The organism is Streptomyces sp. TP-A0874 (genome assembly GCF_001748085.1).
Lineage (GTDB): Bacteria > Actinomycetota > Actinomycetes > Streptomycetales > Streptomycetaceae > Streptomyces.
This window is the reverse complement of the sequence record NZ_BBZK01000011.1, coordinates 151,647-165,271: the sequence shown is the minus strand read 5'-3', so window position 1 is coordinate 165,271 and position 13,625 is coordinate 151,647. Positions and strand designations below refer to the sequence as shown.

The 13,625-nt window shown below is 71.9% G+C and carries 14 protein-coding genes and 1 pseudogene; 9 read left to right on the top strand and 6 right to left on the bottom strand.

The genetic code is table 11. The features are described from left to right. Positions 1 to 45: 45 nt before the first annotated feature. Positions 46 to 282, bottom strand: a complete 237-nt coding sequence (locus tag BGP73_RS19290) for a DUF397 domain-containing protein (protein ID WP_069816616.1) — start codon at positions 280 to 282, stop codon at positions 46 to 48. A 188-nt stretch (positions 283 to 470) separates the two neighbouring features. Here BGP73_RS19290 and BGP73_RS19285 point away from each other — a divergent pair, with 188 nt between their 5' ends. From BGP73_RS19285 to BGP73_RS19265, 5 genes are all read left to right on the top strand, one after another. Then, on the top strand, positions 471 to 698 hold the full coding sequence (locus BGP73_RS19285; protein ID WP_069816614.1) for a hypothetical protein: 228 nt from the start codon (positions 471 to 473) through the stop codon (positions 696 to 698). Positions 699 to 781: 83 nt separating this feature from the next. Further along, positions 782 to 2,173, top strand: a complete 1,392-nt coding sequence (locus tag BGP73_RS19280; RefSeq protein ID WP_069816665.1) for an NADP-dependent succinic semialdehyde dehydrogenase — start codon at positions 782 to 784, stop codon at positions 2,171 to 2,173. 340 nt (positions 2,174 to 2,513) lie between these two features. After that, positions 2,514 to 3,080 (top strand): TIGR03086 family metal-binding protein, encoded by a 567-nt coding sequence (locus BGP73_RS19275; RefSeq protein WP_244501269.1) that lies wholly within the window; start codon positions 2,514 to 2,516, stop codon positions 3,078 to 3,080. A gap of 161 nt (positions 3,081 to 3,241) precedes the next feature. Continuing rightward, complete coding sequence (locus BGP73_RS19270) at positions 3,242 to 4,555, top strand: VWA domain-containing protein (protein ID WP_069816613.1); 1,314 nt, start codon at positions 3,242 to 3,244, stop codon at positions 4,553 to 4,555. Further along, positions 4,555 to 5,400: a hypothetical protein gene (locus BGP73_RS19265; RefSeq protein WP_069816611.1), complete on the top strand. Its 846-nt coding sequence runs from the start codon at positions 4,555 to 4,557 to the stop codon at positions 5,398 to 5,400. Before BGP73_RS19270 ends, BGP73_RS19265 begins: the two co-directional genes overlap by 1 nt. A gap of 105 nt (positions 5,401 to 5,505) precedes the next feature. Here BGP73_RS19265 and BGP73_RS19260 read toward each other — a convergent pair whose 3' ends face one another. Then, the gene (locus BGP73_RS19260; RefSeq protein WP_069816609.1) at positions 5,506 to 5,931 is read right to left on the bottom strand and encodes a hypothetical protein; all 426 of its coding nucleotides are present in this window, start codon (positions 5,929 to 5,931) and stop codon (positions 5,506 to 5,508) included. Positions 5,932 to 6,235: 304 nt separating this feature from the next. On the opposite strand from BGP73_RS19260, the gene BGP73_RS19255 reads away from it, so the two are divergent. Further along, positions 6,236 to 6,562, top strand: coding sequence for a hypothetical protein (locus tag BGP73_RS19255; protein WP_069816607.1), 327 nt, complete (start codon positions 6,236 to 6,238; stop codon positions 6,560 to 6,562). A gap of 103 nt (positions 6,563 to 6,665) precedes the next feature. On the opposite strand, the gene BGP73_RS23685 is transcribed toward BGP73_RS19255, so the two are convergent. From BGP73_RS23685 to BGP73_RS19245, 3 genes and pseudogenes are all read right to left on the bottom strand, one after another. After that, entirely contained in the window at positions 6,666 to 7,055 is a 390-nt protein-coding gene (locus BGP73_RS23685; protein ID WP_280138195.1) for a PTS-dependent dihydroxyacetone kinase phosphotransferase subunit DhaM, read from the bottom strand. A 186-nt stretch (positions 7,056 to 7,241) separates the two neighbouring features. After that, positions 7,242 to 7,886, bottom strand: a pseudogene (dhaL, locus tag BGP73_RS23680) (dihydroxyacetone kinase subunit DhaL); the annotation flags it as partial. A gap of 102 nt (positions 7,887 to 7,988) precedes the next feature. Then, complete coding sequence (locus BGP73_RS19245; RefSeq protein ID WP_069816603.1) at positions 7,989 to 9,236, bottom strand: glycoside hydrolase family 18 protein; 1,248 nt, start codon at positions 9,234 to 9,236, stop codon at positions 7,989 to 7,991. Positions 9,237 to 9,555: 319 nt separating this feature from the next. On the opposite strand from BGP73_RS19245, the gene BGP73_RS19240 reads away from it, so the two are divergent. Further along, positions 9,556 to 10,728 carry an acyl-CoA dehydrogenase family protein gene (locus BGP73_RS19240; protein WP_069816601.1) on the top strand — a complete coding sequence of 391 codons (1,173 nt, stop codon included), beginning with the start codon at positions 9,556 to 9,558 and terminating at the stop codon, positions 10,726 to 10,728. Positions 10,729 to 11,092: 364 nt separating this feature from the next. Here the strand turns inward: BGP73_RS19240 and BGP73_RS19235 are convergent, their stop codons facing one another. Continuing rightward, positions 11,093 to 11,530 (bottom strand): hypothetical protein, encoded by a 438-nt coding sequence (locus tag BGP73_RS19235; RefSeq protein WP_079127684.1) that lies wholly within the window; start codon positions 11,528 to 11,530, stop codon positions 11,093 to 11,095. Positions 11,531 to 11,874: 344 nt separating this feature from the next. Here BGP73_RS19235 and BGP73_RS19230 point away from each other — a divergent pair, with 344 nt between their 5' ends. Both BGP73_RS19230 and dhaL (BGP73_RS19225) read left to right on the top strand, forming a co-directional pair. After that, positions 11,875 to 12,873, top strand: coding sequence for a dihydroxyacetone kinase subunit DhaK (locus BGP73_RS19230; protein WP_069816599.1), 999 nt, complete (start codon positions 11,875 to 11,877; stop codon positions 12,871 to 12,873). A gap of 23 nt (positions 12,874 to 12,896) precedes the next feature. Further along, positions 12,897 to 13,589, top strand: a complete 693-nt coding sequence (dhaL, locus tag BGP73_RS19225) for a dihydroxyacetone kinase subunit DhaL (RefSeq protein WP_069816598.1) — start codon at positions 12,897 to 12,899, stop codon at positions 13,587 to 13,589. Positions 13,590 to 13,625: the final 36 nt, after the last annotated feature.

Genomic DNA, 13,625 nt, shown 5'->3' with positions numbered 1-13,625 from the left:
AAGTACAGTCGGATCGGCGCGTGCCGCTGGCATATGCCAGCGGGATCAGTCGATGAGGTTGTCGAAGTCCCCGTCCTTGGCGCCCAGGATGAAGGCGACCATCTCGGCTCGGGTGTAGACCAGCGCCGGCCCTGACGGGTGGCGGGAATTGCGCACCGCGAACGCGCCGTCGGGGAGCGCGGCCATCTCGACGCAGTTCCCACTCGGATTGCTCCGACGGCTCTTCTGCCAGCTGACTCCTTCGAGGCGAGTGGCCGGCACACCGTTTTCGAACTGCTCCATGCCCATTTCTCCATCACTGACGTACTGACGTACTGGCGCGCGTCACGGACCGCCGCCCGCATCCTGCCCCAGAGCTGATGTTCTTGCACCTGTAATTGCAGATGTCCTTGCAGCGGTAAGTGCACTGGGCGACGATGGCAGAGCCGAACGTTCCGGGCAACCGCACGACACGCGCTGGGGAGTGGTGGATGACGGAGGAGCGCCAGAACCGGGCCGGGGAGCCGCCCGAGCCAGGTCCGTCCATCGCGTCCGCCGGCACCGGACCGCCGGGAGAGCCCTCCGCCGCGGTGCAGGGCGAGTGTGAGGAGTGGGACGCCCTGGACCGGCTCCTTCTCCTGCTCGAGATCATCGAGCCGCCGGAGTGGCTCCGAGCCGCGGCCGGAGCTCTGGAGCCGGGCTCCGGGGCCCGCGGCTGAGCCGCGGGGGGAGTACGCGGGGCCGAGAGGGTTACCTGAAGTGGAGGAAGCCGGCAGTTCACCGTGTGCGCGAGGAGGAACCCATGGCGATCGCCACCGTCAACCCGGCCACCGGGGAGACGCTCAAGACCTTCGATCCCATCGGTGCCGAGGAGATCGGCAACCGGCTGGACCGGGCCGTGACAGCCTTCCGCCGGCACCGCCTCACCGGCTTCGCGGAGCGGGCCGACCTGCTGCGCCGCGCTGCCGACCTGCTGGAGCAGGACCAGGAGTCGATCGCCCGCACGGTGACCACCGAGATGGGCAAGACCCTGGCGGCGGCACGGGCGGAGGCCGCCAAGTGCGTCAAGGCGATGCGCTGGTACGCCGAACACGCCGAAGAACTCCTGGCGGACGAGCACCCGGCCCCCGCCGACGTCCGGGACTCCGGAGCCTCCGAAGCCGTGGTCCGCTACCGGCCGCTGGGCGCCGTGCTGGCCGTCATGCCGTGGAACTTCCCGCTCTGGCAGGTCGTGCGCTTCGCCGCCCCGGCCCTGATGGCGGGCAACGTGGGGTTGCTCAAGCACGCCTCGAACGTGCCGCAGACGGCGCTCTACCTGGAAGAACTCTTCCTGCGGGCCGGCTACCCCGAGGGCTGCTTCCAGACCCTGCTGATCGGCAGCAGCGCCGTCGAGGGCATCCTGCGGGACCCCAGGGTCGCCGCGGCCACGCTGACCGGCAGCGAGCCCGCCGGCCGCTCGGTGGCCTCGACCGCCGGCGACTGCGTGAAGAAGACCGTCCTCGAGTTGGGCGGCAGCGATCCCTACGTGGTGATGCCCTCCGCCGACCTTGAGGCGGCGGTGCGGACCGCGGTGACCGCCCGGGTGCAGAACAACGGTCAGTCCTGCATCGCGGCCAAGCGCTTCATCGTGCACACGGACGTCTACGACGACTTCGCCGCCCGCTTCGTGGAGAGTATGGCGGCGTTGCGGGTGGGCGACCCGATGCTCGACTCCACCGATGTCGGTCCCCTCTCCAGCGAGCAGGCCCGCACCAGCCTGGAAGAGCTGGTCGACGACGCCCGTGAGCGCGGCGCCTCCGTCCTCTGCGGCGGGGAGCGCCCCGACGCGCCCTGGCAGGGATGGTTCTACGAGCCGACGGTGCTTGCGGAGGTGACCGAGTCCATGCGCATCCACCGCGAGGAGGCCTTCGGGCCGGTGGCCGCGCTCTACCGGGTGACCGATCTGGAACACGCCCTGGAGGTCGCCAACGACAGCCGCTTCGGACTCAGCTCCAATGTGTGGACGAGCGACGAGGGCGAGCAGCGGCACTTCGCCCGGGACCTGGAGGCCGGCGGCGTCTACTTCAACGGCATGACAGCCTCGCACCCCGCCATGCCCTTCGGCGGCACCAAGTGCTCCGGTTACGGCAGGGAACTGTCCGGCCACGGCATCCGGGAGTTCTGCAACACGACGACGATCTGGTACGGCGCCTGAGCCCGGCCGTTCCCGCCGGGCCGGCGGCCGCTGGGACGGCTGAACGCCGAGCGACGGGGTACCCGTGACCCACCGGCGAACCCGCTCGCCGAGAAGGACGAGAAAGTGAGCCACCCCAGGGGAGGCATCCGATGACGACTCCGCGTCCCGAACCCGTGCCCCCGACACCGGGCCCCAAGCCCGGGCCGGACGGGCCGCAGCCGGGCCCCGGCCCCGGACCCAAGCCGGTACCAGAACCGGACCCGATCCCTCCGGTGCCGCCCGGCCCGACCCAGCCGGATCCGTCACCGGAGCCGACCCCGAGCCCCAGCCCGGTGGGTGGGGCAGAGAGGGGCTGAGTGTGGTGGACCTGTTGGACGCCTTTGACGCCTCGTGGGCGGAGTTCGACCACCGTGTGCATCGGGTCGGTCAGGACCAGTGGCAGGACGCCACCCCCTGCGAGGCATGGACGGTACGGGACCTGGTCGGTCACCTCGTCAGAGAACACCTCTGGGCGCCGTGGCTCCTGAGGGGTGCGACGCTGGAGGAGGTCGGCGGCCGCTTCGACGGCGATCTGCTCGACGACGACCCGGTCGTGGCCTGGGAACGGGCCGCCGCCCGCTCGCAGGCCGCTTTCCACCGGCCGGAGGCCCTGGACGGGGTGGTGCACACCTCGGCCGGTCCCTCGCCCACCACGGAGTACGGCTGGCAGATGACCACCGACCTGACCGTGCACGCCTGGGACCTCGACCGCGGTATCGAGGGCGGAGAGCCGCTCGATGACGAACTCACCGCGACCGTCTACGAACAGGTGGCGCCCCAGGCGGCGGAATGGCGGGCCTCCGGACTGTTCGACGAGCCGGTACCCGTGCCGGAGTCGGCGAGCGCCGAGGACCGGCTGGTGGCCCTGCTGGGCCGTCAACCCTGAGAAGCCAGGACGGCGATGAGAGCACCCGGTACGGGCGTCGACCGGGTGCTCGTCCCTTGGGGTACCGCCGCGCGATGCCCTCCGGGCTCGGAAAGAGCCGGTTCCGCTGGCTTTGCGACCTCGTTTTGAGCCCTGGAGGTGATGATCCATAAGATCTGCCGATGATCAGGAAAAGATGGTTGGCGGCGGCGCTGTGCAGCGTGTTCGCCCTACTGCCGGCAGGTACCCTTCCCGCAGCCGCGGCCGACGGCCAGGCGGAGCCCCCGCCCCCCAGGGTCGAGCTGGTGCTCGACGTCAGCGGCTCCATGAACGCCCGCGACCTGGACGGCCAGTCCAGGATGTCGGCGGCCCAACGGGCGTTCAACGAGGTGATCGACGCCGTACCCGACGAAGTGCAGTTGGGCATACGCACGCTGGGTGCCAACTACCCGGGCGAGGACAAGAAGATCGGCTGCCAGGACAGCGAGCAGCTCTACCCGGTCGGTCCGGTGAACCGGACCGAGGCCAAGACGGCCGTGGCCACCCTGCGGCCCACCGGCTGGACCCCCATCGGCTACGCCCTGCGCCGGGCCGACGAGGACCTCGGGAAGGGCGACGGCACCCGCCGGATCGTGCTCATCACCGACGGTGAGGACTCCTGCGGCCAGCCCGACCCCTGCGACGTGGCCAGGGAACTCGCGGCCAAGGGCACCCACCTGGTCGTCGACACCCTCGGCCTCACCCTCGACGAGAAGGTCCGGGAGCAACTGAGCTGCATCGCCGAGGCGACCGGCGGCACCTACACGGCGGTACAGCACACCGACCAGCTCTCCGACCGGCTCCAGCAGCTGGTCCGGCGGTCCGCGGACACTCCCGTGGAGAAGCCCACCGCGGTCATCGGCGCCGGGAGCTGCGAGGACGCTCCGGTCCTCGGGACCGGTGTCTACACCGACCGCCAGAAGTTCGAGGAGCACCGCTGGTACCGGGTTCCGGTCGAGCAGGGGCAGGAACTGCGCGCCTCGGTGAGCGTGGCGGCCGACCGGGAGGTCGGCAACGACTACGGGGTGCTGCTGCGGACCTTGGACGAGAACGGGCGGGAGCTGGTGCGCGGCACGGACGCCGACAGCGGCCGCACCGACGTGGTCTCCGCCGGACTGCGCTACCCGTTCACCGATGACGCGGCGGACGCCGACGAGGCCGAGAGCTCCACCTCGGACGGTTCGGACAGCGGCGACGCCACCGAGGAGGACGGTGCCCGGGTGGCGTGCCTCGAGGTCGCCAACTCCTTCTCGGCGCCGCCCGGCGTCAAGCGGGAGCCCGGGCTCCCGGTCGAGTTGAGCATCGACATCGTGGACGCCCCCAGTGAGCCGGCCGACCTCGCCGCTTTCGGCCTGGGCAGCGGCTGGATCCTGCTCGTCGTCCTCACCGGCACCGGGCTGGTGGTGGGCGCCGTATGGGGCCTGGTCACGCGTCTCACCGCTGGGAGGACCCACTGATGCGCATCCGTTCCCTGGGCGTCGCGGCGCTGGCCGTCACGAGCCTCTTCACCCTGGCCGGAGCCGCCGCAGCCGACAGCCCCGAGCCGAGCGCCAGCGCTGAGGGCGAGGCCGGGCCTACCGAGGCCGGTACCACGTTCCGTACCGCCACGGCGATAGAGGAGGGTAGGAAGGCCACCGCGGTGGCGTCCACCGGTGACTACCTCTACTGGGTGTTCCCGGTCGGCGCGGGCCGGACGGCGACGGCGGAGGCGACCGTGACGCTCCCGGACTCGGCGAGCCGCCATGGCGAGGCCCGCTGGCGGTTGGACGTCTTCGACGGGCTGCGCAGGCGGCAGGCGTGCGTCTCCGGCGACCAAGCGGTGGCCGCGGCCAAGGAGACCGAGTCGGTCTCCTTGAGCTGCACCCTCCGCACGGTCCGGGCCTGGGCCGAGCCCTGGTCCTCCGACCCGCTGCCGGGCGCCTACTACCTGCGGCTCACCGTCGTCGACGGGCCGGACGAGGACCTGGGCCTCCCGGTGCGGGCCGAGATCGAGGCCCGGACGGAGGACGCCGGAGGCTCCTCCGCGGTCGGCGGGGATCTGGCCGCACCGCTCACCCCGGTCGTGCAGAGCGGAGCCGAGCCGGGGAACGAGGTGCCGGACGGCTCCGGCGGAGAGGAACCGGAGCCGTCGCCGTCCGCGGCGCGGAGTGGGGAGCGCGACCAGGTGCTGCTCGCCGAGCCGGAGGGCGGCTGGAGCGGCTGGTGGTCCAGCCGCTGGCTGTGGACCGGGGGAGGCGGTGTCCTCGCCGCCCTGGCGGGGGTGGCCGGCTACAGCCTGACCCGGCGGCCCCGGGGCGTCTGACGGCGGAACCGTGACGCCCCGTCCGAACACGTTTCGGGCGGGGCGTCACCGCCGTATGCGTACCAGTGCCGAGGTTCCGCCGCGGAGCCGCCCGCCGGCCGGCTGTCAGCGGGAGTCTGAGTCTCCGTCGGGGGCCAGGAACACCACGCTCCGACGCGGCTCGGTCCGCTGCTGTTCGCCACCGGGGGACAGCAGTGGATCGGGAGTGCCGCCGCAGTCGGCGGCCGGGAACAACTGGGCCGGCAGTTCGCTGCCGTTGCGGAAGGTGTCCGGAGCCGCCTCCCCGTCGAGCGGATAGCAGATGCCCACCCGCGGGCTGTCGATGGAATCCAGCAACCCGCCCTGGCCGTAGGCGAAGAGCGGCGCGTCGGGTGCCGGCTTCGGGGACTGCCCGGGTGCGTTCGGTCCGAAGGCGGGGAGCGGGTTCTGGTCTCCGCTCTGGGCCTTGGCCGGCTCCCCGGGTCCTGAGGAGGACCACTTGGCGCCGCCGAGTACGATCCCGAGCACTGCGGCGGCCACCACGAGGGACATTTTTCGACTCAGCATTGTGACCCCCATCGGAGGGTGGAGAAGGACCTGCCCCCGTCCTGTCCCGTAGTCTGCCGCCCGTTCCGGGCGCGTTGCGGAGGCACCCCGGCAGGTCACCCGAAAAGCCGATGAGGTGATGGGGTTCGGCGCGGCCGGCCGTCCTTCCCCGGGTTCGACGCCACGGCCGCCGGGAAGGCGAGCCGACCCGGACCGGGACGTCCCCGCGGTCGGCCAACGCGGTGAGCCGTGCCCTCGGCCGCCGCGAGCCGAACGGGGTTCCGCGGCGAGACGCGAGCACAGTGGTCGCATGGAGAAGATCTCGCTCAGAACCGTGGCCGGTGAGCAGTTGGCGGCGGCCCGCACGGCGTCCAACGGCCGGTCGGCCGTGCCGGTGGCCACCAGTGGGGAGCGGCTGCTGCAGACGGTGATCGCCCTGCGGGCGGGGGAGGAGATGACCGAGTACGGAAGTCCCGGGGACGCCACGGTACTGGTGCTCACCGGCCGGGTCCGCACGGGCAGCGGCAAGTCCGCGGTCGAGGCGAGCAACGGGGATCTGCTCCCCGTGCCCGAGGCCAGCCGCGACCTGGAGATCGTCGAGGACTCGGTGCTGCTGCTCAGCGCCGTACGCCGTTGAGGCGACAGTCCCGGTGAAGAGGGGACGCTCCGCGCCGCCGACCGGACACGGCCCACGCGGCCATGGGTCCCCCGCCCCCACCCGGCAGGTGACGACCGGAGGCTCAGACCTTCCGGTAACTCCGGGCGTCGTCGGTGGCGCTGAGCACCATGTCGAGATCCGCCCCCGTGGAGGCGGTGACCAGTGCCGCCACCGCCCCCTCGACGAAGGGCGCGTCTGCGATCCGGACGTTCTCCGGGAGCGCGCTCTCACCGGTCTCGCCGAGCAGCGCCTTGACCGTGAGCACCGCGCTCCCCATATCGCACAGCACGACCGCGCCCCTGCCCTCGTCCACCCGCCGCACCGCTTCCCTGACCAGCTCCGAGCTGGTGCCGATGGAGCCGTCCACCGCGCCCCCGGCCGCGGCCACCGGGGCGGGGGTGCCCGAGCCCGTCAGCGCTTCGGCCAACTCCGCGGTGGCGACCGCCACCTCCCGGCTGTGTGAGACCAGCACCACCCCGACCCGTCCCGGCGCCGCCGGTTCGCCGGTCGCGGGAGCGGAGGAGGCCGGGGCCTCCTCCGCGACCGCCCCCTCGGTGTCCCCGGCGGCGGCCGACGCCTCGGGGGCGCCCGCCTCCGCGCCCTCGGCTGCCGTCCCCGACCGCCCTGCCGCTCCGCCAGTGCCGCTCGGCTCCTCCACCGCCGTCTCGTACAGCGCTCCGATCAGCAGCGCCGAGGAGGCCGCGCCGGGGTCCTCGTGGCCGACGCTCCGAGCGCCGAGGTAACTCGCACGGCCGCGGCGGGCTTGCAGCGGGATGGTCGCCTCGGCACCCTCCCGTGCGGCGCGCGCCGCGGCCTGGAGGGCGTCGGCGGTGCTGGAGCCGTTCTCCAGCGCGCCACGGTAGGCCTCGGCGGCCGGTGTGAGCGCGTCGAGCATGGTCTTGTCCCCCGGACCGGAGTCGCCGAGCCTGCCGACGCCGGCGACCGCCGCGCTCAGCGCCTCGCCCAGTGCCTCGGGCGGCACCGTCTCCGCCCCGCCCAGTACCCGCGCGGCGCGCCGCAGCACCGTGCCGTACAAGGGACCGGAGGCACCCCCGACGGTGTTGGTGAGGTGTGTGCCGAAGGACTTCAGCAGGGCCGCCGGCGTCTCCGGTGGATTTTCGCTCACCGCCGCCAGGGCCGAGGTGAAGCCCCGTTTGAGGTTCGTCCCGTGGTCGGCGTCCCCGATGGGGGAGTCCAACTCCGTCAGGTGACGGGCCTGCTCCTCGATCACCTGGGTGGCGCGTTCGAGCCATCGGAGGAAGAAACCGGTGTCGAGGGTGGTGGAGTCGGGGGGCACAGTCATGGCGGGATCTCCTCGGGTCGAGGGAGAGCGGGAGCGTACGGTCCGAGGACGGGCCTCGGACCGTACGCTCCCAGTCTGCTCCTAAGGCGGAAAATCCGACTGTCAGCTGATCGACTTGATGAGTTCTCCGTCGACGGTATCGCCGCTGAGCTCCCAGAAGAAGACGCCGCCGAGCCCCTGTTCCCGGGCGTAGTCCGACTTACCCGCGATGGTGGACGGGGTGTCGTAGCTCCACCACTCGTCTCCGCAGTAGGCGTAGGCCGTGCCGCCGACGGTTCCGGTGGCCGGGCAGCGGTCCTTGAGCACCTTGTAGTCCTCGATCCCCGCTTCGTAGGTGCCCGGTGCGGCGCCGGTCGCACTGCCGCCCGGCTCCTGCTGGCTGACGCCCGACCAGCCGCGGCCGTAGAAGCCCAGGCCGAGGAGGAGCTTCTCGGACGGGACACCCATCCCCTTGAGCTTGCGGATGGCGGAGTCCGAGTCGAAGCCCTGCTGCGGAATGCCCTCGTAGGCGGTGAGCGGGGAGTGGGGCGCCGTCGGCCCCTGGGCGTCGAACGCTCCGAAGAAGTCGTAGGTCATCGGGTTGTACCAGTCGACGTACTGGGCGGCCCCCGCGTAGTCGGCGGCGTCGAGCTTGCCGCCGTCCGAGGCGTCGGCGGTGATCGCCGCGGTCACCAGCTTCCCGTCACCGAACTTCGCCCGCAGCGCCGACATCACCTCGGTGAAGCTCTCCCTGCCGCTGGTGTCGCAGGACAGCCCACAGGCGTTCGGGTACTCCCAGTCGATGTCGATGCCGTCGAAGACACCGGCCCACCGCGGGTCCTCGAGGAGGTCGTAGCAGGACTGGGCGAAGCCCGCCGGATCCTGGGCGGCCTGCCCGAACCCTCCGGACCAGCTCCATCCGCCGAACGACCAGAGCACCTTCAGGTCCGGGTGGCGCTCCTTCAGCTTCCGCAACTGGTTGAAGTTCCCGCGCAGCGGCTGGTCCCAGGTGTCAGCCTCGCCGTCGACGCTCTCCTGCTCGGTGTACGCCTTCTCGTAGTCGGCGTAGGAGTCGCCGATCACGCACTTGCCGCCGGTGACGTTGCCGAAGGCGTAGTTGATGTGGGTGAGTTTCTCCGCCGAACCCGAGGTCTCGATGTTCTTGACGTGGTAGTCGCGGTCGTAGACGCCCCAGTTGGTGAAGTATCCGATCACCTTGTCGGGCGCCGCCACGGCCACTTCGGCGGACTCGGACTGCTCGGCGGTGGCGGTTCCCGCGAGCAGCGCCGCGGTGAGTGCTCCGGTGACGGACGCGGCGAGCACCGTGAACAGTTTCCTGCTGCGGGACGGACGGACTGGTCGTCCGGTCATGGGATCTCCTCTGGAGTGGGGGGGAGAGCGAGAGCCTCGCCCGCACCGGGGGTGCGGAGCGTCGTGTCCGCACCGTAGGAGGACTAGACCATTAGGGTCAATGGTTCGGACCAATTCTCGTGGTGGCTGGAGGCACCAAGGTCGCCCGTGACGGAGCGCCAATGATCGGGCATACTCAACTGGCCGCAGCCGCTGGTCAGCCTGTGCCGAGATCCGGGACGGGTTAGACCGCCCGGCGGCGCAGCACCTCGAACGGCGTTCACCGCGACACCCCGAGCGGAACGACGCCGCAGCGCCCGACAAGGAGGAGAGCGCCGCCATGCCCGACCGCGTCCCACAGCCGGTGCAGCGCAGGCTGCCCACCCAAGAGGCCCGGGACCTCCTCGACCTCGTCCGTGAACTGGCCCGGCAGGAGATCGCCCCGCAGACGGCCGAGCAAGAGGCCGAAGGGCGTTTTCCGCGCGAGATCTTCACCCTGCTGTCGGAGTCGGGCCTGCTGGGCCTCCCCTACGACGAGGAGCACGGGGGCGGGGGCCAGCCCTACGAGGTCTACCTCCAGGTGCTCGAGGAGCTCGCCGCGGCCCGGCTCACCGTCGGGCTGGGGGTCAGCGTCCACAGTCTCGCCTGCCACGGCACCGCAGTCTTCGGCAGCGAGAAGCAGCGCGCCGAGCATCTGCCCGCCATGCTCGGCGGCGGTCTGCTGGGCGCCTACTGCCTCTCCGAGCCGTCCTCCGGTTCGGACGCGGCGAGCCTGCGCACCCGGGCGGTGCGGTCCGGGGACGACTGGATACTCGAGGGAACCAAGGCGTGGATCACCCACGGCGGGATCGCGGACTTCTACACCGTGCTCGCCCGCACCGGGGGACCGGGCGCCCGGGGCATCACCGCCTTCCTGGTGCCCGGCGACGCGGAGGGCCTCTCGGCCGCGGCGCCGGAGCGCAAGATGGGGATGAACGGTTCCGTCACCGCCCAGGTGCACTTCGACGGTGTGCGGGTGGCCGACTCCCGGCGGCTGGGCGAGGAGGGCCAGGGGTTCGCGGTCGCGCTCTCCGCGCTGGACTCCGGCCGGCTGGGTATCGCCGCCTGCGCGATCGGTGTGGCGCAGGCCGCACTGGACGAGGCGCTCGCTTTCACCGCCGGCCGCCGGCAGTTCGGCCGACCCGTCGTCGACTTCCAGGGACTGCGCTTCATGCTGGCCGACATGGCCACCCAGCTGGAGGCCGGACGCGCCCTCTACCTGTCGGCCGCGCGGCTGCGGGACGAGGGTCTGCCGTTCTCCAAGGAGGCGGCGATGGCGAAACTGTTCTGCACCGACACCGCGATGCGGGTCACCACGGACGCGGTCCAACTGCTCGGCGGCTACGGTTACACGGCCGACTTCCCAGCGGAGCGGTACCTGCGGGAGGCGAAGGTGCTCCAGATAGTGGAGGGCACCAACCAGATCCAGCGTATGGTCGTCGCCCGGCACCTGGCCGGTCCGGAGAGCCGCTGAGCCGAGCCCGGCTCAGGTCCCACCGGGCGTCCTACGGGACCGCCCGGTGGGACCTGGGCGTTCGCGCCCGTCGGGGGCTGATCTCGGACAGGGCCCGGCCCCGTGCGGGCATGCCGGCGAAGCTCGAGCGGAAGTGGGGTCCCGGCTGTCGTTCGGGAAGGTGTGGCGCCACCCCGTAAGCCTTTCGGGGAGCCGGGGGATGACATTCGTCCGGGTGGCGTGGGCCGGCAGCGCCGTTCACCCCTCCGGCGGTCTGGTGCGTCGCCGGTGTCCGTGGCCCAGGCGCCGCGAGCTGGCGGCCGGATGTGAGGGGGCGCCCGGTGGGGGGCGGGGAACCCGTGATCCACCGGAGCGGAGACGACTTCTAGTGGTGTTGGAGTACCGCTACCCGGACCGGCCGGGAGCCCGGTCCGCCGGCGTGTGAGAACGGCTGGGTCCGCCAGTCCAGACCCTCGGGCAGCGTCAGCAGGAGCGCGGCGTCCTGCTCGTGGGCGTGGAGCGTGTCGTCCGCCGGGCTGGCGTCGGTGACGGCGCGCCCGGTGCCCGGGCAGACCCGCAGCCCGAAGGGGTTCCAGGGGGTGGGGCAGAGCGCGTGCTCCGGAAGCGCCTGCTCGTCGGCGAGCAGGGCGATCGGTCGCGCGCAGTCCGGGCAGATCACCCGGAAGATCTCGTACGTGTCGTCACAGCTGTCCGGCTCGGCGGTGTCCGGGGCGTCGACCGCCTCGAAGGCGCACTGTTCGGGAATCGCCGCGGCGGAGGCCGGTCGGCTGCGGTCACTGCGGTTGGGGCGCCTACTGCGCATATGCATCTTCCCCCTCGAATGGGCTGATCGGGGCGGCATCGGCCTCGACCACAGCAAGGATTTCCCTGCTCGCGGGCCCGGTAATCGCTGCACACGTGCGGACACGATCCGTAGGGAGTGACGTTGGTCACAGGGGCTTCGGGGGGGCCGGCTCCCGCCCGGTTTCCTTCCGCCGGCGTCCAGCCGGGTGGAAGGCGGTCGGAGGACGTGCCATCCATCCCCCGCGGGACCCTCCGGCCGCCCTGACGAGTTGCCGTCCCCCCGAGGTCGCCGCACGATGGGCAGAACGAGAGGTTCGGTCACAGCGAGTGCCCCATTGGCCATGATCACCTCAGGGAGCCGCCATGGCCTCGTACTTCGCGAGAGAGTCAGAGTCGCTGGTGTCCGATGCCCTGGACGGATTCGCCCTGGCGCACCGGGGACTGGTGGAACACAACGTCGAGCACGGACACGTCCGTGCATTGCGCGGCTCCCCGGAGCGACGGGTGGCCCTGCTGTCCGGAGGTGGTTCCGGTCACGAACCCCTGCACATCGGATTCGTCGGAGCCGGAATGCTGGACGCCGCCTGCCCCGGACGGGTCTTCGCCTCACCCCACAACCGGCAGATCTTCGAAGCCTCCCGGGCGGTGGCCCGAGCCGACGGGGTGCTGCACATCGTCAAGAACTACACCGGAGACCGGATCAACTTCGCGATCGCCGCCGAACGCCTGGCGCACCAGGGCATCCCCTGTGCCAGAGTGCTGATCGACGACGACCTCGCCTCCGACTCAGAGGACATCGCCGTGGGGAGGCGGGGCACCGGAGCCACCGTGCTCGTCGAGAAGATCCTCGGCGCCGCCGCGGACACCGGTCTGGGGCTGGCGGAGCTCGCCGATCTCGGTGCCTCGCTGACCAGCCGCTGCCGCAGCATCGCCGCGGCCTCGGCCGCTCACACGGCCCCGGGGAACGGTCTGCCGGCCTTCGAGATCCCGGCGAACTACCTGGAGTTCGGGGTCGGGATCCACGGGGAACGGGCGGACCGCTCGATCGTCCACGAACCGCTGGACGCCCTGGTGGAACGGATGACCGACACGCTGCTGAACGCTCTGGAGCCCCCCGCGGGCGCCAGCGTGATCGCGCTCGTCAACGGGCTGGGATCGATCACCCGCCTGGAGATGTACGCGATCACCAGGGAGTTGGGCCAGCTTCTGGACGCCCGGGGTGTACACCTGGCGCGCAGCCTGGTCGGTGACTACGTGACCGCTCTCGACATGAGGGGCTTCTCCCTCACCCTGCTCCTCGTGGTGGAGGAGGAGATCGCTCTGTTCGACGCGCCGGTCCATACCGCGGCGTGGCGGTGGTAAGCACTAGTCCAGGGGCTGATGCCATGATCTTCGACAGAACGTTCACCGAGGGCTGGATCCGCCGGTTCGGTGACTCGGTGCTGGCCACCGAACCGGAGTTGACGGAGTTGGACCAGCAGGCCGGGGACGGCGACTTCGGCGCCAACCTCGGCGCCGGACTGACCCTGGCGGTGCGCGCCCTGGACCGTGACCGGTCCGCCGGGGAGGGGGCCGGGGCGGCGCGGGTCCCACTCGACATCACGGCCACCGTCTTCCTGGACGAAGTGGGCGGCACCAGCGGACCACTGTTCGGGCTCCTCTTCCAGGAGCTGGCCGTCTCGGCGGAGGACACCGCGCCGGTGCTCACCACGCCGGGCCTCGCGGCCGGCACCGAGGCCGGGCTGGCGGCCGTCAGACGAGTGGGCGAGGCCGCCCCCGGGGACAAGACGCTCATCGACGCGCTGGCTCCGGCGGCCGAGGCGCTGCGCCGGTGCCCGGCGGACCTGACGCCCGACCAGGCCCTGGTCACCGCGGCCGAAGGCGCCTGGGGCGGAGTGCGGGAGACCGCGCACCTGCGGGCCCGGCGCGGCCGGGCCAGCTACCTGGGAGACCGGGTCTCCGGGGTAGCCGACCCGGGCGCGGTGGGGATCGCCCTCCTCTTCGCCTCCGCCGACGGTACGGTCACCGAACTGGCGCCGCTGCTGGCGGAGCGGGCGGAGGAGGAGCGGAGGCCCTGACGGCCCCCGCTCCGGCCGGGCGGGCGGTCGGAGATC

Bases quoted from the DNA above. Each gene is read 5' to 3' on its own strand.
- BGP73_RS19290 (WP_069816616.1), bottom strand. From the start codon at position 282: ATGGAGCAGTTCGAAAACGGTGTGCCGGCCACTCGCCTCGAAGGAGTC.
- BGP73_RS19285 (WP_069816614.1), top strand. From the start codon at position 471: ATGACGGAGGAGCGCCAGAACCGGGCCGGGGAGCCGCCCGAGCCAGGT.
- BGP73_RS19280 (WP_069816665.1), top strand. From the start codon at position 782: ATGGCGATCGCCACCGTCAACCCGGCCACCGGGGAGACGCTCAAGACC.
- BGP73_RS19270 (WP_069816613.1), top strand. From the start codon at position 3,242: ATGATCAGGAAAAGATGGTTGGCGGCGGCGCTGTGCAGCGTGTTCGCC.
- BGP73_RS19265 (WP_069816611.1), top strand. From the start codon at position 4,555: ATGCGCATCCGTTCCCTGGGCGTCGCGGCGCTGGCCGTCACGAGCCTC.
- BGP73_RS19260 (WP_069816609.1), bottom strand. From the start codon at position 5,931: ATGTCCCTCGTGGTGGCCGCCGCAGTGCTCGGGATCGTACTCGGCGGC.
- BGP73_RS19255 (WP_069816607.1), top strand. From the start codon at position 6,236: ATGGAGAAGATCTCGCTCAGAACCGTGGCCGGTGAGCAGTTGGCGGCG.
- BGP73_RS19245 (WP_069816603.1), bottom strand. From the start codon at position 9,236: ATGACCGGACGACCAGTCCGTCCGTCCCGCAGCAGGAAACTGTTCACG.
- BGP73_RS19240 (WP_069816601.1), top strand. From the start codon at position 9,556: ATGCCCGACCGCGTCCCACAGCCGGTGCAGCGCAGGCTGCCCACCCAA.
- BGP73_RS19235 (WP_079127684.1), bottom strand. From the start codon at position 11,530: ATGCGCAGTAGGCGCCCCAACCGCAGTGACCGCAGCCGACCGGCCTCC.
- BGP73_RS19230 (WP_069816599.1), top strand. From the start codon at position 11,875: ATGGCCTCGTACTTCGCGAGAGAGTCAGAGTCGCTGGTGTCCGATGCC.
- dhaL (WP_069816598.1), top strand. From the start codon at position 12,897: ATGATCTTCGACAGAACGTTCACCGAGGGCTGGATCCGCCGGTTCGGT.